Source organism: Xanthomonas campestris pv. phormiicola, assembly GCA_025666215.1.
Lineage (GTDB): Bacteria > Pseudomonadota > Gammaproteobacteria > Xanthomonadales > Xanthomonadaceae > Xanthomonas_A > Xanthomonas_A campestris_A.
The window spans coordinates 2,003,326-2,022,230 of record CP102593.1 but is presented as its reverse complement, the minus strand read 5'-3'; the positions used below and the strand labels follow the sequence as shown (position 1 = coordinate 2,022,230).

General features: G+C 69.3%; 17 protein-coding genes. All 17 read left to right on the top strand.

The window, feature by feature from the left end; all coding sequences use genetic code 11:
• Nucleotides 1–39: 39 nt before the first annotated feature.
• Nucleotides 40–747, top strand: coding sequence for a fimbria/pilus periplasmic chaperone (locus NRY95_08405; GenBank protein UYC17962.1), 708 nt, complete (start codon nucleotides 40–42; stop codon nucleotides 745–747).
• Nucleotides 701–3,073, top strand: a complete 2,373-nt coding sequence (locus NRY95_08400) for a fimbria/pilus outer membrane usher protein (GenBank protein ID UYC17961.1) — start codon at nucleotides 701–703, stop codon at nucleotides 3,071–3,073. The genes NRY95_08405 and NRY95_08400 overlap by 47 nt, the downstream gene beginning before the upstream one ends.
• The gene (locus NRY95_08395) at nucleotides 3,070–4,086 is read left to right on the top strand and encodes a spore coat U domain-containing protein (protein ID UYC17960.1); all 1,017 of its coding nucleotides are present in this window, start codon (nucleotides 3,070–3,072) and stop codon (nucleotides 4,084–4,086) included. Before NRY95_08400 ends, NRY95_08395 begins: the two co-directional genes overlap by 4 nt.
• 79 nt (nucleotides 4,087–4,165) lie before the next feature.
• Complete coding sequence (locus tag NRY95_08390; GenBank protein ID UYC17959.1) at nucleotides 4,166–4,489, top strand: hypothetical protein; 324 nt, start codon at nucleotides 4,166–4,168, stop codon at nucleotides 4,487–4,489.
• Nucleotides 4,490–5,203, top strand: coding sequence for a fimbria/pilus periplasmic chaperone (locus NRY95_08385; GenBank protein UYC17958.1), 714 nt, complete (start codon nucleotides 4,490–4,492; stop codon nucleotides 5,201–5,203).
• Nucleotides 5,204–5,487: 284 nt separating this feature from the next.
• A complete protein-coding gene (gene rpsB, locus NRY95_08380) occupies nucleotides 5,488–6,285 on the top strand; it encodes a 30S ribosomal protein S2 (protein ID UYC17957.1) in 798 nt (265 codons plus the stop codon).
• A gap of 147 nt (nucleotides 6,286–6,432) precedes the next feature.
• Nucleotides 6,433–7,311: a translation elongation factor Ts gene (gene tsf, locus NRY95_08375; GenBank protein ID UYC17956.1), complete on the top strand. Its 879-nt coding sequence runs from the start codon at nucleotides 6,433–6,435 to the stop codon at nucleotides 7,309–7,311.
• A 115-nt stretch (nucleotides 7,312–7,426) separates the two neighbouring features.
• Nucleotides 7,427–8,932, top strand: a complete 1,506-nt coding sequence (locus NRY95_08370) for a GGDEF domain-containing protein (protein ID UYC17955.1) — start codon at nucleotides 7,427–7,429, stop codon at nucleotides 8,930–8,932.
• A 92-nt stretch (nucleotides 8,933–9,024) separates the two neighbouring features.
• Nucleotides 9,025–9,747: a UMP kinase gene (pyrH, locus tag NRY95_08365; GenBank protein ID UYC17954.1), complete on the top strand. Its 723-nt coding sequence runs from the start codon at nucleotides 9,025–9,027 to the stop codon at nucleotides 9,745–9,747.
• 154 nt (nucleotides 9,748–9,901) lie between these two features.
• The gene (frr, locus tag NRY95_08360) at nucleotides 9,902–10,459 is read left to right on the top strand and encodes a ribosome recycling factor (GenBank protein UYC17953.1); all 558 of its coding nucleotides are present in this window, start codon (nucleotides 9,902–9,904) and stop codon (nucleotides 10,457–10,459) included.
• Between the two features lie 38 nt (nucleotides 10,460–10,497).
• The gene (gene uppS / locus NRY95_08355; protein UYC17952.1) at nucleotides 10,498–11,235 is read left to right on the top strand and encodes a polyprenyl diphosphate synthase; all 738 of its coding nucleotides are present in this window, start codon (nucleotides 10,498–10,500) and stop codon (nucleotides 11,233–11,235) included.
• Nucleotides 11,232–12,056: a phosphatidate cytidylyltransferase gene (locus NRY95_08350; protein ID UYC17951.1), complete on the top strand. Its 825-nt coding sequence runs from the start codon at nucleotides 11,232–11,234 to the stop codon at nucleotides 12,054–12,056. Before uppS ends, NRY95_08350 begins: the two co-directional genes overlap by 4 nt.
• A gap of 1 nt (nucleotide 12,057) precedes the next feature.
• The gene (dxr, locus tag NRY95_08345) at nucleotides 12,058–13,245 is read left to right on the top strand and encodes a 1-deoxy-D-xylulose-5-phosphate reductoisomerase (protein UYC17950.1); all 1,188 of its coding nucleotides are present in this window, start codon (nucleotides 12,058–12,060) and stop codon (nucleotides 13,243–13,245) included.
• Between the two features lie 26 nt (nucleotides 13,246–13,271).
• Nucleotides 13,272–14,636: an RIP metalloprotease RseP gene (gene rseP, locus NRY95_08340; protein UYC17949.1), complete on the top strand. Its 1,365-nt coding sequence runs from the start codon at nucleotides 13,272–13,274 to the stop codon at nucleotides 14,634–14,636.
• A gap of 86 nt (nucleotides 14,637–14,722) precedes the next feature.
• Nucleotides 14,723–17,089, top strand: coding sequence for an outer membrane protein assembly factor BamA (gene bamA / locus NRY95_08335; protein UYC17948.1), 2,367 nt, complete (start codon nucleotides 14,723–14,725; stop codon nucleotides 17,087–17,089).
• A gap of 335 nt (nucleotides 17,090–17,424) precedes the next feature.
• Nucleotides 17,425–18,447 (top strand): UDP-3-O-(3-hydroxymyristoyl)glucosamine N-acyltransferase, encoded by a 1,023-nt coding sequence (lpxD, locus tag NRY95_08330; protein ID UYC17947.1) that lies wholly within the window; start codon nucleotides 17,425–17,427, stop codon nucleotides 18,445–18,447.
• A complete protein-coding gene (gene fabZ, locus NRY95_08325) occupies nucleotides 18,444–18,899 on the top strand; it encodes a 3-hydroxyacyl-ACP dehydratase FabZ (GenBank protein ID UYC17946.1) in 456 nt (151 codons plus the stop codon). Before lpxD ends, fabZ begins: the two co-directional genes overlap by 4 nt.
• The last annotated feature ends 6 nt before the right edge of the window (nucleotides 18,900–18,905 follow it).

Below are 18,905 nucleotides of genomic sequence, written 5' to 3'. Positions count from 1 at the left end.
AGCGTTCCCATGTCCTTGCGCCGCCCCCTTCCATTCCGCATGCCGATCGCTGCCGCCCTGTGGCTGGCGGCGATCCTGGCGGCCCAGGCCGCCAGCCTGCAGGTCGCACCGACCTCGGTGCAGTTGACCGCGGAACAGTCGGCGCAGGGCCTGTGGCTGAGCAACAGCGGCGACACGCCGCTGCAGGCGCAGGTGCGGGTGTTCCGCTGGCGCCAGCAGGACGGCGAGGACCTGCTCGACCCCAGCGACAGGATCGCGATCAGCCCGCCGATGCTGGAACTGGCGCCGCACTCGCGGCAACTGGTGCGCATCATCCGCCTGGACGATGCGCCCAGGACCACCGAGGAGACCTATCGGGTCCTGGTCGACGAACTGCCCTCGGCGGACGCCACGGCCAGCGCGTCCGGGCTGCAGTTCGTGCTGCGCTACTCGGTGCCCATCTTCGTCAAGCCGGCCGCCGCCGCGGCCCCCGCGCTGCAGGCACGGCTGATCCGCGACGCCGCCGCGCCGGCGCTGGAGGTCGTCAACCAGGGCAGCGAACACGCGCAGCTGGTGGACCTGCATTTCGTCGCCAGCGACGGCACCCGTGCCGCGATCGCCGACGGCCTGGCCGGCTACGTGCTGCCTGGCCAACACAAGCGCTGGCCGCTTCCTCCTGCGCTGGTGCGTGCCGACGGCACGTTCAAGGCCACGATCAACGGTGAGCCCCTTGCTCAATCGCTCGCGCTGGAAGCACAGGCTCCTTGAGCTGCTGCTGGCGCTGTGGGCAAGCGCCGCTCAGCTCGCCGTCGCCCAGCCCGGCGACCCGCCCCCGGAGCAGGAAACGCTGTACCTGGAGGTCACCGTGAACGAGACCCGCAAGCCCGGACTGTTCCGCTTCCAGCGCGAAGGCGCACGCATGCTCGCCGATGCGGCCACGCTGCGTCAGCTGGGCCTGCGCATCGACGCCGCCGACGCCGCCGACGCCGCCGCGACGATCGCCCTGGAGAGCCTGGACGGGGTGCGCTACCGCTACGACGCCGGCCTGCAGCAACTGGCGATCGATGCGCCGGTGGCGCTGCTCGACGTGCCGCTGACCCGCATCGACGCGCAGGCCAGCGGCCCGGCGCTGCCGGCCACCAGTTCGCCCGGCGCCCTGCTCGACTACGACGTGTATGCCAGTCGCCAGGGCAGCGCCAGCAACCTCACCACCAGCGGCGAAATCCGTGCGTTCGGCCTGGGCAGCGGCCTGCTCGGCCAGGCCATGGTCCGGCAATCCTTCGTCGCCCGCCTGTACCGCGAGCCGCAGCGCGACTGGCGCAGCCAGGCGATCCGGCTGGACACGCAGTGGCAATGGTCGCTGCCCGACCGCATGACCAGCGTGGTGCTCGGCGACACGCTGAGCAGCAGCACCAGCTGGAGCCGCACGCTGCGCCTGGGCGGCGTGCGCGTGGGCCGCGATTTCGGCCTGCAGCCGTATCGCGTGACCACGCCGCTGCCGGAATTCCTCGGCGAAGTGACGGTGCCTTCGAGCGTAGACCTGTACGTCAACGGCATCCGCCAGTACGGCTCGGAGTTGCCGGCCGGGCCGTTCCAGCTGTCGGCGGCGCCCGGCGTGGACGGCGCCGGCAACGCGCAACTGGTGATCACCGACGCCTACGGCCGCAGCCGCTCGGTCGAATTCCCGTTCTATGCCACCCAGGACCTGCTGGCCGAAGGCCTGGACGACTGGTCGCTGGCGCTGGGCCGGGTCCGCGAGGGCTACGGCAGCGACGCCTTCGCCTACGCCGGCGACACCGTCGGCAGCGCCAGCTGGCGCCGCGGCCTCAGCGCCGGCTTCACCGCCGAGGCCCACGCCGAGGCCGGCGCCGGAGTCCGCAACGCCGGCGCCGGCGGCATCTGGCTGCTGCCGCGGGCCGGGGTGGTCGGCGCATCGCTGGCGCATAGCCAGGGCAACGGCCTGAGCGGTCGCCAGTACGCGCTCAGCTACCGCTGGAACAACGGCCGCTTCAACGTCTCGATGGACACCCAGCGCGCGCAGCGCGGCTATCGCGACGTGGCCTCGCAGTACGGCGCGCCGCCGCCGCGGATCAGCGAACGCGCGCTGGCCGGAGTCAGTTGGGAACGGCTGGGCAACGTGTCGATGAGCTATGTGCGCCTGTCCTACCCCGACAGCGACGACGTGCGCTATGCCAGCCTGTTCTGGACCCGCGTACTGCCGTGGCAGTCCTCGCTGAACCTGAGCGTCAACCAGAATCTGGACCAGGCCAGCGATCGCAGCGTGTACCTGGGCTGGTCGATCGCGCTCGGCGGCGCGCGCCAGGCCAGCGTCGCGCTGCAGCGGGTCGGCGAGCGCCTCAGCGTCGCCGCCGACCTCAGCCGCTCGGCTCCCGCCGACGGCGGCAGCGGCTGGCGGCTGCAGGCGCGCAGCGGCCAGGACAGCGCCGGCGGCCTGGCCGAGGCCACCTGGCGGCGCGACACCGCACGCTATGCCGCGGGCCTGGCCAGCTACGGCGGCCAGGCCTACGGTTATGCCGAAGCCTCCGGCGGCCTGGCCTGGATCGGCGGCGGCTGGTTCCCCAGCCGCGATCTCGACCAGGCCTTCGCCCTGGTCTCCACCGGCGGCATCGCCGACGTGCCGGTGCTGCTGGAAAACCGCCCGATCGGGGTCACCGACGCCCGCGGCTTGCTGCTGATCACCCCGCTGATGGGCTGGCAGCACAACCAGGTGTCGATCGACCCGATGCAACTGCCGCCGCAGATGCGGCCGGAGCGGGTCGACCAGATCGTGGTGCCGCGCGACCGCACCGGGGTGGTGGTGGACTTCCCGATCCGCAGCAGCGACGGCGTCCTGGTGCAATTGCACGATGCGCGCGACGCCCCGCTGCCGGTCGGCAGCCGGGTGCGCGGTCCGGGCATCGCCGCGGTGGTCGGCTACGACGGCGAGGCCTACCTGGAAGGGCTGAAGCCCGGCCGCAACGAACTGGAGGTGGAGATGGCCGCAGCCAGCTGCAGGGTCACGATCGACTACACGCCGCAACGGCGCCCGACCCGCCTGGGACCGCTGCGCTGCAGCGCAGGGCCGGCGCCGTGACCCGCGGCGCATGGCAGTGCGGCGCCCTGCTGGCCCTGGCCGCGGCGCTGGCGCCGCTGCGCGCCGACGCCACCACCACCTGCACGGCGGTGGCCACCGCGCTGGATTTCGGCAACGTCTCCACCAGCGCTGCGACCGACAGCAGCGCGCAGATCACGGTCACCTGCCAGACCGGCGCGCTCAGCATCCTGGGCACGATCTACGTGCGCATGTGCCTGAACATCGGCGAGGGCGCGCAGGGCGGCGGCCTGGGCATCGCGCCGCGGCGCATGCTCAACCCGCTCAGCGACAGCCTCGGCTTCCAGCTGTACCGCGACAGCGCCCGCAGCCTGATCTGGGGCAGCGCGCTGAACGCTTCCACGCCGCTGCAGGTGGACCTGACCTATTCGTCGCTGCTGACCGGCGGCAGCGGCAGCGCCAGCTACACCGTCTATGGGCGCGTGCCGCTGCAGAGCGGCATCGCCACCGGCCTGTACCAGAACAGCTTCAGCGGGGTGTACACCAACCTGCAGTACCGCTACGACGAGCCGCTGATCGGCACCCCCGCGATCCTGCCCACCTCCTGTACCACCGGCGGCAAGGGCGGCGGCACCGCGGTGCAGTTCCCGTTCGTGAGCTCGGCCAACGCGGCCCCGCTGTGCACCATCGCCAGCATCGCCGACCTGGACTTCGGCAGCCACGCCGGCCTGGTCGATACCGCCCTGAACTACACCACCGCCCTGAGCATGAACTGCGTCCGGCGCACCGCCTGGCAGGTCAGCCTGGACAACGGCCAGAACGCCAGCGGCAACATCCGGCGCATGCGCAACGCCGCCGGCCAGTACCTGCGCTACGAGCTGTACCGCGACGCGGCGCGCAGCCAGCGCTGGGGCAGCACCCTCAACAGCGACACCCAGACCGGCACCGGCACCGGCAGCACCCAGTCGCTGACCCTGTACGGCCAGGTGCCGGCCGCGCAGACCCCGACCCCGGGCAGCTACAGCGACGTGGTCAAGGTCACGGTGACCTACTGAGGGCTAAACGCGGGCGCGGAGGCGATAAAGTTGCTGCACGGCACGCCGTTATCTGTCGCATCCTCCCGGGAATACCACCATGACCGCCAGCCCGTTCATGCAATCGCTGCTGCTCGCCGGCCTGTGCGCCGTCTGCGCCAGCGCGGCGGCGCAGAATCCAGGCGCGAACGAGAGCACGGCGTTCCGGGTCGGCATCCGCCTGCTGGGCAGCTGCGAGATCGACACCGCCAGCCACAGCCAGCCGGGCGCGGCCGCCGCGCAGGTGGCCTGTAGCCGCCCTCTGCCCTACCAGGTCAGCATCGACGGCGCCGCCGCACCCAACGCCGGTGCGCTGGCGCTGAGCCTGAGTCTGGGCGACGGCCTGCAGCACCGGGATGCGCGCTACGCCACGGTCGCGTTCTAGGTGGGCGGCCGCCACCGCGTAAGCATCGCCGGCCTGCTGCTGGCGCTGCTGCCGGGCCTGGCCGCGGCCGCCGGCGTGCGCATCAGCCCGACCATCGTGCAGATCCCGCCCGGCACGCAGACCGCCGAAATCTGGGTGAGCAATCGCCAGGACCGGCCCTGGCAGGCGCAGGCCAAGCTGTACCGCTGGCACCAGGTCGACGGCATGGAGCGGTTGCAGGCGACCGACGACGTCCAGGTCAGCCCGCGCCTGATCGACATCCCCGCCCAGGGGCGGCAGCTGCTGCGGGTGGTGCGCACCGGGCCGGCCGCGACCGACGGCGAGATCGCCTACCGCCTGGTGCTGGAAGAGCGCCCGGCAGCGGACGCCGCCCCCGCCGACCCACGCCTGCTGCTGCGCTATTCCACCCCGGTGTTCCTGTCCCCGCCCGGTGCCGCGCCGACCGCCGTACTCAGCGCCAGCCTGGTCGCCGGCGCCTACGGCCACGAACTGCAGGTACGCAACCGCGGCGGGGCGCACGCGCGCCTGAGCGACCTCAGCTTCATCGGTGCCGATGGCCGCCAGCTGACCCTGTTCCACAACCTGGCCGGCTACGTGCTGGCCGGGGAACTCAAGCGCTGGCCGTTGCCGGCCGAGGTCGGCAGCGCGCGCGGCGGCCATTTCGCCGCCCGGCTCGACAGCCAGGCCGAGCTGCAGCCCCTGCTGGCCGAATGACCCGGCCGGCGCGCATTTGCGCGCAAGGCCGCGGCCCGCTATAGTTCCGCCGCTTCGTTGCGCCCGCCCGGGCCAGCGAACCGTCCACGCCGGACGCACCGGCGAATCCACACCTGCTGCCATCGCCCGTGCCGGGGTGCTCCGCGAGGAGTTCGGTCACGTAAGGCCGCAGGGAGGCCCAACCCCGGAACCGTCGTGCACGCCCCGCAACGGCCTGCATGTCCATGCGCGGACTTCACCCAAACCGCCTGCGCACGGCCGGTTCCCCATCAGGAGTCACTGCAATGCCCCAAGTCACCATGCGTCAGATGCTGGAAGCCGGCGTCCACTTCGGCCACCAGACCCGCTACTGGAACCCCAAGATGGCGCCGTACATCTTCGGCGCGCGCGGCAAGATCCACATCATCAACCTCGAGAAGACGGTTCCGCTGTTCAACGACGCGATGAACTTCATCTCCAGCGTCGCGCAGAAGCGCGGCACCATCCTGTTCCTGGGCACCAAGCGCAGCGCCCGCGACTCGGTGAAGGAAGAAGCCGAGCGTTGCGGCCAGCCGTTCATGACCCAGCGCTGGCTGGGCGGCACGCTGACCAACTTCCGCACCGTCAAGCAGTCGGTGGCGCGCCTGAAGGAACTGGAAGCGGCCGAAACCGACGGCACCTTCGACAAGCTGGTCAAGCACGAAGTGCTGACCCTGCGCCGCGAGCGCGAGAAGCTGCTGGCCTCGCTGGGCGGCATCAAGGAAATGAACCGCCTGCCCGACGCGCTGTTCGTCATCGACATCGGCCATGAAGACATCGCCATCAAGGAAGCCAAGAAGCTCGGCATCCCGGTGATCGCGGTGGTCGACACCAACTACAACCCGGAACTGGTGGACTACGCCATCCCGGGCAACGACGACGCCATCCGTGCCGTGCAGCTGTACGCCCGCGCTGCCGCCGACGCCGTGCTGGAAGGCAAGGCCGCCGCGCCGAACGCCGCCAGCGTGCGCGAGGAAGAGTTCAGCGAAGCCGGCGACGACAAGGGCCGCGGCCCGCGCAGGAACGGCAAGAAGGCCGAAGAAGCCGCTCCCGCCGCCGAGTAACCGGCGCGCCATGCGATTGCGCGAGCATGCGCAGTCGCCACCCGGCGCGCGCTGCGCGCCCGGGTCCGCGGGCGCCGCAAGCGCCCGTTTCCCAGATTCCCGGCCGGCCGCAAGCCGGCCCTTTCCCACCTTTTGTGAGGTCACCCCGTGGAAATCACCGCTTCCCTGGTCAAGGAACTGCGCGAGCGCACCGGCGCCGGCATGATGGAATGCAAGAAGGCGCTCACCGAGAACGCCGGCCATATCGACAACGCCGCCGAGTGGCTGCGCAAGTCGGGCCTGGCCAAGGCCGACAAGAAGGCCGACCGCGTCGCCGCCGAAGGCCGCATCGCGATGGCCCAGGACGGCGGCAAGGCCGTGCTGGTCGAGATCAACTCCGAGACCGACTTCGTCGCCAAGGACAACAACTTCCTGGCCTTCACCGAAGCCGTGGCCCAGGCCGCGCTGAGCTCCGGCGCCGCCGACGCCGAGGCGCTGAAGAGCGCCAAGCTGCCCGGCGGCGAGACCGTCGAGGAAGCCCGCGCCGCGGTCATCGCCAAGGTCGGCGAGAACGTGCAGGTGCGCCGCCTGGCGCGCATCGACAGCGCCAACAACGTCGCCGCCTACGTGCACGGCGGCCGCATCGGCGTGCTGGTCGAGGTCAAGGGCGGCGACATCGAGCTGGCCCGCGGCATCGCCATGCACATCGCGGCGATGAACCCGCCGCACGTGAAGGCGTCCGACGTCCCGGCCGACTTCGTCGCCAAGGAAAAGGAGATCGAGCTGGCCAAGATGTCGGAAAAGGACAAGGCCAAGCCGGCCGACATCCTGGAGAAGATCATCAGCGGCAAGATCGCCAAGATCGTCAACGAAGTCACCCTGTATGGCCAGCCCTACGTGCTGAACACCGACCAGAGCGTGGAGCAGGCGGTCAAGGCCGCCGGCGCCGACGTGGTCGGCTTCCAGCGCCTGGCCGTGGGCGAAGGCATCGAGAAGGTGGTGGAAGACTACGCCGCCGAAGTGATGAAGCAGGCCGGCCTGGCCTGAGTCCGACCCATCCGCAGAAAAAAGCCGCGCTTGTCGCGGCTTTTTTTTTGCCGGTGGTACGCTCTGGGCACGGCGGGAGACACCGCTACCCTGATCACACTTTCCGCGGAACCGCATGCGCCCTGAACTCGAAGCCATCCTGGCTCATTCCCGCAACCTGCCCTCGCCGCCCGGCATTGCGCTGCGCATCATCGACCTGGCCCAGGATCCGGACGTGGATCTGGCCACCACCGCCGACACCATCGCGATGGACATGGCGCTGAGCGCGCGCATGCTGCGCATCGCCAATTCGCCGCTGTACGCCAGCCGGCGCCGCACCGAAAACCTCGGCCAGGCGCTAACCATGCTCGGGCTCAACGCCGCGCTGAGCCTGGCGCTGGGCTTTTCGATGGTGCAGAGCCTGCGCGACGGTGCCGGCGCCAGCGACCTGCAGGAACGGATCTGGCGGCGCAGCGTGCTGTCGGCGCTGGCCAGCCGCCTGCTCGGCCAGGCCATGGGCCTGCGCAAGCAGGAGGAACTGATGCTGGCCGGGCTGCTGCAGGACATGGGCACGTTGGCCCTGCTGCACATCTGCCACGACGACTACGCGCCGCTGCTGCGCGATGCCGGCGGCAGCGGCAGCGAGACGCTGGTCGCGATGGAGCGCGAGCGGCTCGGTTGCGACCACGCCGAAGTCGGCGCCTGGCTGGCGCACAAGTGGAAGCTGCCCGATTACCTGCAGCGCAGCATCGGCCACAGCGCCGGCACCGAGCTGGCGCCGGACACGTTCGGCAAGTGCGTGCTGCTGTCCGGCAGCGTCGCCGACATCTGGCTGAGCAGCGACATCGATGCCGCGCGCGGCCTGGCGATGGAGCGCGCGTATCGCGAACTGCAGCTGGACAGCCGCCGCTTCGACGAAGTGATCGCGGGCATGGCCGAAGCCCTGCCGGTCATCGGCCCGATCTTCGATGTGCGCATCGCGCAGCCGGAGCGGATCGACGCGATCATCAGCCATGCCCGCGAACTGATGGTGCTGCGCAACCTGCGCCAGATCCAGGAAGCCACCCACGCGCGGCATCTGGCCGACGAATCGGAGCAGCGCGCGCGCCGCCTGACCGAGCAGGCCAGCCGCGACGCGCTGACCGGGGTGTACAACCGGCAACAGCTGGACGTCCTGCTCAACCAGCAGTTCGACCTGGCCAGCCGCCACGACTGGCCGCTGTCGATCGCCTTCATCGACCTGGACGACTTCAAGAAGATCAACGACACCCATGGCCACCTGATCGGCGACCAGGTGCTGCGCGCGTTCGCGCAGGCCCTGCAGCCGCTGCTGCGCAGCAGCGACACCGTGGCGCGCTTCGGCGGCGAGGAATTCCTGGTGCTGCTGCCCAACACCAGCGAGGAAGCCGCGCTGAGCGTGATCCAGCGCATCCTCAGCGACATCGCGCAGCGGCCGATGGTGGAACTGAACAGCGGGCCGCTGTACATCAGCTTCTCCGCCGGCGTCGCCACCCAGGGCGGGCGCGAGCGCTTCGGCACCGCACAGGAGCTGCTGCAGGCCGCCGACGACATGCTCTACAGCTCCAAGCACGGCGGCCGCAACCGCGTCACCGCGCGCTCGTTCCGCGACACCCTGGCCTGAACCGCGCCACTGCGCCGGCGCGCGGTTGCGCGGGATTCCGCGCCGCGCCTGGGCTAGAATCGCGTGGTTTGCCCGTCCCCCACGAGGTCACCATGTCCCAGCTCGCCTATCGCCGCATCCTGTTGAAACTTTCCGGCGAAGCGCTGATGGGGGACGGGGACTACGGCATCGACCCCAAGGTCATCAACCGCCTCGCCCATGAAGTGATCGAGGCGCAGCAGGCCGGCGCGGAAGTGGCGCTGGTGATCGGCGGCGGCAACATCTTCCGCGGCGCCGGCCTGGCCGCCGGCGGCATGGACCGGGTCACCGGCGACCACATGGGCATGCTGGCCACCGTCATCAACGCGCTGGCGATGCAGGACGCGCTGGAAAAGCTCGGCGCCAAGGTGCGGGTGATGAGCGCGATCAAGATCAACGACGTGTGCGAGGACTTCATCCGCCGCCGCGCGATCCGCCACCTGGAGAAGGGCCGCATCGCGATCTTCGCCGCCGGCACCGGCAATCCGTTCTTCACCACCGACTCCGGCGCGGCGCTGCGCGCGATCGAGATCGGCGCGGACCTGCTGCTGAAGGCGACCAAGGTCGATGGCGTGTACGACAAGGACCCGAAGAAGCATGCCGACGCGGTGCGCTTCGACAGCCTGACCTACGACGAAGTGATCGCGCGCAACCTGGAAGTGATGGACACCGCCGCCTTCGCCCTGGCCCGCGACAGCGACCTGCCGCTGCGCATCTTCAACATGGGCCAGCCCGGCGAACTGCTGAAGATCCTGCACGGCGCGGAGATCGGCACGCTGGTCAAGGGGCGTAGCTGAAGAATCGGGACCCGGGACCCGGGACTCGGGACCCGAAGAACGGAAGTCGGTAAAGCTTCAGTTCGTCGCGCTGCGCTTTTCCGAGTCCCGAGTCCCGGGTCCCGGCAGTTACCCGCTATAATCGTCCGATTCAGATTCAGCACGGACACCGGCGATGCTCAACGAAATCAAACAAGACGCACAGACCCGCATGGCCAAGAGCATCGATGCGCTGCGGCATACGCTCATCAAGGTGCGTACCGGCCGCGCCTCGACTGCCCTGGTCGAGCACCTGAAGGTCAATTACTACGGTTCGGAAATGCCGCTGAGCCAGGTCGCCAGCGTCGCCGTGACCGATGCCCGCTCGCTGACCATCAGCCCGTGGGAAAAGCAGATGGTCAGCGCGGTGGAGAAGGCGATCCTGGCCTCGGACCTGGGCCTGACCCCGAACACCTCCGGCACCACCATCCGCCTCAACCTGCCCGCGCTGACCGAAGAGCGCCGCCGCGAGCTGTCCAAGGTCGTGCATGGCGAAGGCGAGGACAGCAAGGTCGCGATCCGCAACATCCGTCGCGATGCCAACCAGCAGATCAAGGATCTGCTGAAGGACAAGCAGGTCACCGAGGACGAGGCGCGCGCCGCCGAAGACGACATCCAGAAACTGACCGACAAGGCGATCAAGGACGTCGACGACGTGGTCAAGGGCAAGGAACAGGAACTGATGGCGGTCTGAGCCTGCGCCGTTCGGCCATGTCTTCCGACCCCCACTCCATGTCCCTGCCCCGCCACATCGCCATCATCATGGATGGCAACGGCCGCTGGGCGCAGCGCCGCCGCCGGCCGCGCGTGATCGGCCACCGCGCCGGCGCGCGCGCGGTCAACCGCACCATCGACTTCTGCCTGGAGCGCGGCATCCCCGCGCTGACCCTGTTCGCCTTCTCCAGCGAGAACTGGGGCCGTCCGCAGGACGAGGTGGACGCGCTGATGAAGCTGTTCCTGCACGCGCTGGACCGCGAGGTCGAGGAACTGCAGCGGCGCGGCGTGCGCGTGCGCTTCATCGGCGACCGCTCGCGCTTCGCCGCGTCGCTGCGCGAGCGCATGGCCCAGGCCGAAGCCGGCACCCGGCACAACCAGGCCCTGCACCTGTCGATCGCGGCCAGCTACGGCGGCCGCCAGGACATCGCCCAGGCCGCGCGGGCGCTGGCCGAGGAGGTCGCGGCCGGACGCCTGCGCCCCGAGCAGATCGACGAGGACCTGCTGTCGGCGCAGATGGCGCTGGCCGACCTGCCGCCGCCGGACCTGTTCATCCGCACCGGCGGCGACGTGCGCATCAGCAATTTCCTGCTGTGGCAGCTGGCCTACACCGAGCTGTGGTTCACCGAGACCCTGTGGCCCGAGTTCGGCGCCGAGGTGCTGCAACAAGCCCTGGACGACTACGCCAGCCGCGAGCGGCGTTTCGGCCTGACCAGCGCGCAAGTCGCCCCGGCGACGGAGAACACACCCGCATGACCCGTACCCGTGTCATCGCCGCGCTGATCATGGCCCCACTGGCCATTTGCGCCATCCTGCTGCTGCCGACGCAATGGCTGGCCGCCCTGGCCGCGCTGATCTTCCTGATCGGCCTGTGGGAGTGGCTGAAGCTGGCGGAGGTCGACGACACCTTGCCGCGCACCATCCTGCTGGTGCTCAACCTGCTGCTGATGGTGCTGCTGGTGTGGGCCTCGGCCGGCTCGCTGGTGCTGTTCCAGCTGACCACCCTGGTCGGCGTCGGCTGGTGGTGCGTGGCGCTGCTGTGGCTGCGCTTCTTCCAGTTCGGCTCCGACCACGCCACCTACGCGCGGGTGTTCAAGCTGGCCGCCGGCACCCTGGCGATCGTCCCGGCCTGGGCCGCACTGGGCCTGATCCATGCCAGCGAGCCGAACGGCCACCGCTGGCTGCTGACCGCGCTGGTCACGGTATGGGCCGCCGATTCCGGCGCCTATTTCGCCGGGCGCCGGTTCGGCAAGCACAAGCTGGCGCCGCGGATCAGCCCCAACAAGACCGTCGAAGGCCTGCTCGGTGGACTGCTGGCCGGCCTGGTCTGCGCCGCCGGCTTCGGCTGGCTGGCCGGGGTCACCCTGCCGCAGCTGCCCGGCCTGCTGATCGTGGCCGCGGTCAGCGTGCTGGCCTCGGTGGTCGGCGACCTGTTCGAAAGCCTGCTCAAGCGCCACGTCGGCGCCAAGGACTCGGGCAACGTGATCCCCGGCCATGGCGGCGTGCTGGACCGCATCGACGGCGTGCTGGCGGCGCTGCCGATCTTCGCGCTGGGCAAGGACATCTTCGGGTTCTAGCATGACCGACGCCGTCCGCCACATCGCCGTGCTCGGCGCCACCGGCTCGATCGGCGCCTCCGCGCTGGACGTGATCGCGCGCCACCCGCAGCGGCTGCGCGCCAGCGTGCTGGCCGCCGGCGGCAACGTCGCCGGGCTGCTGGCGCTGTGCGCCGCGCACCGGCCGGCGCACGCGGTGATCGCCGACCCGGCGCTGTACCCGGCGCTGCGCGACGGGCTGCGCGCTGCCGGGCTGCGCACCCAGGCGCATGCCGGCGCCGCCGCGCTGGAGCAGCTGGTGACCAGCGACGCCTGCGACAGCGTGGTCGCCGCCATCGTCGGCGCCGCCGGCCTGGGCTCGACCCTGGCCGCGGCCCGCGCCGGCAAGCGCCTGCTGCTGGCCAACAAGGAATCGCTGGTGCTGGCCGGCGAGCTGGTCACCGCTGCCGCCGCCGCGGCCGGCGCCGAGATCATCCCGATCGACAGCGAACACAGCGCGATCTTCCAGTGCCTGCGCTCGCGCCAGGCCGGCGCGGAGGTGCGGCGGGTCCTGCTGACCGCGTCCGGCGGACCGTTCCGCGGCTGGGACCGCGCCCGCCTGCAGGGCGTGACCCCGGCGCAGGCGGTGGCGCATCCGAAGTGGTCGATGGGCCCGAAGATCTCGGTCGACTCGGCCACCTTGATGAACAAGGGCCTGGAAGTGATCGAGGCGCACCATCTGTTCGCGCTGCCGCCGTCGCGCATCGAGGTGCTGGTGCACCCGCAGAGCCTGGTGCACTCGCTGGTGGAGTTCATCGACGGTTCCACCTTGGCGCAGATGGGTTTGCCGGACATGCGCACCACCCTGGCGGTGGGCCTGGGCTGGCCGCAGCGGATCGAATCCGGGGTCGCCGGACTGGACCTGCTGGCCCATGGCCGCCTGGAGTTCGAACCGGCGGACCTGGACGCCTTCCCCTGCCTGGGCCTGGCCTGGCGCGCGCTGCAGGCCGGCGGCAGCGCCCCGGCGATCCTGAACGCGGCCAACGAGGTGGCTGTTTCAGCTTTTCTTCAGGGCCGTATCGGTTTCCTATCAATTCCTGCGCTGGTCGAGAACGCCCTGACCGTGCTGCCCGCGGGCGCGGCCGACTCCCTGGACGCGCTGCTGGCGGCGGACGCGCAATCGCGCAAGATCACCGAACTCGCCATTGCCCGCCAGCCTGCCCATGTCTGACACGCACGCCCCTATGAGCCACGCGCATGGGTGATTTCATCGGGTCCGTCTGGTGGATGATCGTCAGCCTGGGCGTGCTGGTGACCTTCCACGAGTTCGGCCACTTCTGGGTCGCCCGCCGCTGCGGGGTCAAGGTGCTGCGCTTCTCGGTGGGCTTCGGCAAGCCGCTGTGGTCGTACCACGACCGCCATGGCACCGAGTTCGCGATCGCCGCGATCCCGCTGGGCGGCTACGTGAAGATGCTCGACGAACGCGAGGGCGAGGTCGCCCCGGGCGAGCGCGGGCAGGCCTTCAACAACAAGAACGTGTGGCAGCGCATCGCCATCGTCGCCGCCGGCCCGATCGCCAATCTGGTGCTGTGCGTGGCGCTGCTGTGGGCGATGTTCGTGATCGGCAAGCAGGATTACGCGGCGGTGGTCGGCCACGCCGAGGGCCTGGCGCTGCAGGCCGGGCTGCAGCCGGGCGAACGCATCGTGCGCATCGGCAAGCGCGAGGTCTCCAGCTGGAGCGATGCCAGCATGCAGCTGACCGTGGCGGCGATGGACGCCGCGGACGTGCGCATCCAGACCGAGGACGTGCAGGACGGCGCCAGCCGCGTGCATACGCTGCGCCTGTCGCAGCTGCCTGCCGGCTTCGACGAGCAGCAGGTGCCGCGCCTGGCCGGCCTGACCTGGCGCTTCAGCCTGCAGCCGGCGCTCGTCTCCGAGGTGACCCCGGGTTCGGCCGCCGACGGCGTGCTGCGCCCCGGCGACCTGATCCTGGCGGTGGATGGCGCCTCGGTCGCCGGCGCCGACCAAGTCGCGCCGCAGGTCCAGGCACTGGCCAGGAGCGGCGGCAGCGGCCTGGTCGAGGTCGAGCGCAACGGCGAACGGCTGGCCCTGGAGGTGCGCCTCACGCCCAGCAAGGATCCGCGGCTGAAGGGCCTGTCGCTGGGCGTGAAGGTTGGCCAGCAGGACCGTCCGCCGCCGGCGTTCGACGCCAAACTGCAGTACGGCCCGCTGGCGGCGATCCCGGTCGCGTTCCGCGAGACCGGCAAGCTGGCCGGGGATACCCTGGGGCTGATCCGGCGCATGCTGACCGGCCAGGCCTCGATCAAGAACGTGTCCGGGCCGATCACCATCGCCAAGGTGGCCAACGTCTCGGCCCAGCAGGGGCCGGACTGGTTCCTGTATTTCCTGGCGCTGCTGTCGCTGAGCCTGGCGATCATGAACCTGCTGCCGATTCCAATCTTGGACGGCGGGCACTTGCTGTATTACCTTATTGAGTTGGTCAAGGGCAGCCCGCTGAGCGAGCGTGCCATGGCTGCGGGGCAGTTCGTCGGTCTGACGATGCTGGCCGGGCTGATGGGGTTGGCGTTCTACAACGACATCTTCGGCCAGGTCCTGCGATGAACCCGATGCTGATCCACCCGACCCCGCTGTCGTCGTCTTACGCCGGCGCCCATGCAACAACGATATCGACCTCTACCGGACGTGACATGACGCGATTTCCCACTCGCCGCCTGCTAGCCCTCGCCCTTGCCGCCAGCCTCAGCCTGCCGGTTCTGGCCCAGGCGACGGAGCCCTTCACCGCCAGCGACATCCGCGTCGACGGGCTGCAACGCATCTCCTCCGGCACCGTGTTCACCTACCTTCCGGTGGAACGCGGCGACACGGTCGACGACGCCAAGGTCGGCGAAGCGATCCGCGCGCTGTACCGCACCGGCTTCTTCGAGGACGTGCAGGTCGATCGCCAGGGCAACATCCTGGTGGTCACGGTCAAGGAACGTCCGGCGATCAACAAGCTGACCGTCACCGGCAACAAGGACATCAAGAGCGAAGAGCTGCTCAAGGGCCTGTCCGACATCGGCCTGACCGAGGGCGGCACCTTCGACCGGCTGAGCCTGGACCGGGTGACCCAGGAACTGACCCGCCAGTACAACAACCGCGGCAAGTACAACGTCCAGATCACCCCGACGGTGAGCCCGCTGGACCGCAACCGGGTCGACGTGGCGATCGCGATCAAGGAAGGCAAGGCCGCCAAGATCCAGCACGTCAACCTGATCGGCACCGAGAAGTTCGCCACCGACGACATCCTGGAGAACTGGGAGTCGCGCGAGCACAACTGGCTGTCGTGGTACCGCCGCGACGACCAGTACTCCAAGGAAAAGCTGTCCGGCGACCTGGAGAAGCTCAACTCCTGGTACCTGGACCGCGGCTACGTCGATTTCAGCGTCGATTCCACCCAGGTGGCGATCAGCCCCGACAAGCGCGACATGTACCTGACCGCCGGCATCACCGAAGGCGAGCAGTACAAGATCTCCGACATCAAGGTCACCGGCGACACCGTGCTGCCGCAGGAAGAGGTCGAGAAGCTGGTGATCCCGAAAGCCGGCGACACCTTCTCGCGCGCGCTGCTGGAATTCAGCTCCGACGCGATCACCAACACCCTCAGCAACATCGGCTACGCCTTCGCCAAGGTCAACCCGATCCCCACCACCGACCGCGAGAAGCGCACCGTCGCGATCAACCTGCAGGTGGTGCCGGGTCCGCGCGTGTCGGTCCGCCGCATCGTGTTCAAGGGCAACACCCGCACCTCCGACGAAGTGCTGCGCCGAGAGATGCGCCAGTTCGAGAACAGCTGGTACTCGCAGGCCGCGATCGACCGCTCCAAGATCCGCCTGCAGCGCCTGGGCTACTTCGAGTCGGTGGACGTGGAAACGCCGCCGGTACCGGGCAGCAACGACAAGGTCGACGTGGTCTACAGCGTCAAGGAAACCACCTCGGGCAGCTTCACCTTCGGCCTGGGCTATTCGCAGACCTACGGCGTGACCACCTCGATCCAGCTGTCGCAGAACAACTTCCTGGGCGGCGGCAATCGCGTCTCGGTGGACGCCTCGCGCAGCAGCTACCAGGAGCGCTACGCGTTCTCCTACACCAACCCGTTCTTCACCGACGACGGCGTGTCGCTGGGCTACAACATCTCCTACCGCAAGCTGGACTACTCCGACTTCGGCACCGCCCAGTACAACAGCAAGAACGGCGCGGCGCAGATGATCTTCGGCGTGCCGATCACCGAGAACGACACCGTGTCGGTGATGTTCGGCATCGACAGCAACCAGATCACCACCTACGCCGGCTACACCCCGCAGGCGATCATCAACTACATCGACGCGATCGGACAGAAGACCTTCCACGCCTGGCGCAGCGAACTGGGCTGGGCGCGCGACACCCGCAACGACTACTTCATGCCCACCCGCGGCATGTACCAGCGCGTGGGCCTGGAAGCCACCCTGCCCGGCTCCACCGTCGAGTACTGGAAGCTGAACTACCAGATCTCCAAGTACTGGCCGATCATTCCTTCCATCGTGCTCAACACCCGCGCCGAATTCGGCTACGGCGACAGCTACGGCAGCGACGTCAGCCGCACCATCACCAACGCCGACGGCACCACCCGCACGGTCACCGCCTCGGGCCTGCCGTTCTACGAGAACTTCTACGCCGGCGGCACCAACTCGGTGCGCGGCTTCGAGGACAACACCCTCGGTCCGCGTTCGGAAGCCACTGCCTCGTATACACGCGGCCAGCCGCTGGGCGGCTCGTTCAAGACCGTGGGTTCGGCCGAACTGTATTTCCCCAAGCTGTTCGACAGCCCGTCGGCACGCGTCTCCGCGTTCGTCGACGTCGGCAACGTGTTCAACGGCGTGGACAACTACAAGACCAACGAACTGCGTGCCTCCACCGGCGTGGCGCTGCTGTGGCGCGCGCCGGTCGGCCCGATCTCGATCAGCTACGCGTTCCCGTTGAAGAAGGAAGACAACGACGAGATCGAGCGTCTGCAGTTCACCTTTGGTGGGCAGTTCTAAAGAACTGCCCACCCGCCGCCAGGGCGTTGTCCTGGCGGCCCCAGGCTCCCGCGTAGCGGGAACCTGGGCCCCGGGGGCTTGGCTCGCCAAATCCCCGCGCCTGTCGGCGCGCCCCCTTTAACTAAAGGGGGCTTTGCTCCAGCTGGCTGATCGCAACCTGATCGAAGCATGGACGTTTCTCTATTTGATTGATCGCGATCTAGCCGAAGCAGGGGTTTTTCCAGGGTTGGCTGACCGCAGCCATGGCGGCCCGCATGCATTGGCCGCCTCTTGCCCATGGCACCTGCCCGCAGGGGCAGCATGACCGTGCCGGTGGCACACGGTAGAATCCCGGCGTGAATACTCCTTCCTATACCGCACACGAGATCGCCGGGCGCTTCGGCCTGCAGCTGCATGGCGATGGCGGCGTGGCCGTGCATGGCGTCGCCACGCTGGCGCATGCCGGCCCCGGCCAGCTCAGTTTCCTGGCCAATCCGCGCTATCGCGCGCAGCTGGCTGACAGCGCCGCGGCGGTGGTGGTGCTGCGCGCCGACGATGCCGAGGCGGCGCGCGGTACCGCGCTGATCGCGCGCGATCCGTACGTCGCCTTCGCCAAGATCGCCGCGCTGTTCGACGTGGCGCCGGCGCGTCCGCCCGGCATCCATCCCAGCGCCAGCATCGACCCCAGCGCGCAGATCGCCGCCGGCGCGCACATCGGCGCCTTCGTCAGCATCGGCGCGCGCAGCGTGGTCGGCGACGGCTGCGTGATCGGCCCGGGCTGCGTGATCGGCGACGACTGCCGGGTCGGCGACGGCTGCGAACTGATCGCCCGCGTCACCCTGGTCACCCGCGTGCGGCTGGGCAAGCGCGTGCGCATCCATCCCGGCGCGGTGCTCGGCGCCGATGGCTTCGGCCTGGCGATGGACGCCGGCCACTGGATCAAGGTGCCGCAGCTCGGCGGCGTGGTGATCGGCGACGATTGCGAGATCGGCGCCAACGCCTGCGTCGATCGCGGCGCGCTGGAAGACACCACGCTCGAGGAAGACGTGCGCCTGGACAACCTGGTGCAGGTCGCGCACAACGTGCACATCGGCGCGCACAGCGCGATCGCCGGCTGCACCGGCATCGCCGGCAGCGCCAGGATCGGCCGCTATTGCATGCTCGGCGGCGCGGTCGGCGTGGTCGGCCACCTGGAAATCTGCGACAAGGTGGTGATCACCGGCAAGTCGGTGGTGCGCAACTCCATCCATGAGCCGGGCGAGTATTCGTCCGGCACCCCGTTGACCGACAACCGCACGTGGCGCAAGAACGCCGCGCGCTTCAAGCAGCTCGATGCCCTGGCCCGTCGCATCCTGTCTGTCAGCAAGGAGAAGCAATGAGCCACGACCAGACCCTGCCGGACATCCAGCAGATCCAGAAGTTGATCCCGCACCGCTACCCGTTCCTGCTGGTGGACAAGGTGATTTCGCTCGACTTCGAGAACCGCAAGATCGTCGCGCACAAGAACGTGAGCGTGAACGAGCCGTTCTTCCAGGGCCATTTCCCCGGCCAGCCGATCATGCCCGGCGTGCTGATCATCGAGGCGCTGGCCCAGGCCGGCGGCGTGCTGACCCAGCTCGCGCTGGGCCGCGATGCGCAGTCCAAGCTGTTCTACATGGTCAAGGTCGACAAGGCCCGCTTCAGCAGCCAGGTCGTGCCCGGCGACGTGCTGGAGCTGCACGTGGAGATCAAGCGGGTGATCCGCAACATGGCCGTGTACTACGGCGAAGCCAAGGTGGACGGCAAGGTCGTCGCCTGCGCCGAGGTGCTGTGCGCCGGCACCCGCGAATGATCCAGG

Bases quoted from the DNA above. Each gene is read 5' to 3' on its own strand.
- NRY95_08405 (UYC17962.1), top strand. From the start codon at position 40: ATGCCGATCGCTGCCGCCCTGTGGCTGGCGGCGATCCTGGCGGCCCAG.
- NRY95_08390 (UYC17959.1), top strand. From the start codon at position 4,166: ATGACCGCCAGCCCGTTCATGCAATCGCTGCTGCTCGCCGGCCTGTGC.
- rpsB (UYC17957.1), top strand. From the start codon at position 5,488: ATGCCCCAAGTCACCATGCGTCAGATGCTGGAAGCCGGCGTCCACTTC.
- NRY95_08370 (UYC17955.1), top strand. From the start codon at position 7,427: ATGCGCCCTGAACTCGAAGCCATCCTGGCTCATTCCCGCAACCTGCCC.
- pyrH (UYC17954.1), top strand. From the start codon at position 9,025: ATGTCCCAGCTCGCCTATCGCCGCATCCTGTTGAAACTTTCCGGCGAA.
- frr (UYC17953.1), top strand. From the start codon at position 9,902: ATGCTCAACGAAATCAAACAAGACGCACAGACCCGCATGGCCAAGAGC.
- uppS (UYC17952.1), top strand. From the start codon at position 10,498: ATGTCCCTGCCCCGCCACATCGCCATCATCATGGATGGCAACGGCCGC.
- NRY95_08350 (UYC17951.1), top strand. From the start codon at position 11,232: ATGACCCGTACCCGTGTCATCGCCGCGCTGATCATGGCCCCACTGGCC.
- dxr (UYC17950.1), top strand. From the start codon at position 12,058: ATGACCGACGCCGTCCGCCACATCGCCGTGCTCGGCGCCACCGGCTCG.
- rseP (UYC17949.1), top strand. From the start codon at position 13,272: ATGGGTGATTTCATCGGGTCCGTCTGGTGGATGATCGTCAGCCTGGGC.
- bamA (UYC17948.1), top strand. From the start codon at position 14,723: ATGACGCGATTTCCCACTCGCCGCCTGCTAGCCCTCGCCCTTGCCGCC.
- fabZ (UYC17946.1), top strand. From the start codon at position 18,444: ATGAGCCACGACCAGACCCTGCCGGACATCCAGCAGATCCAGAAGTTG.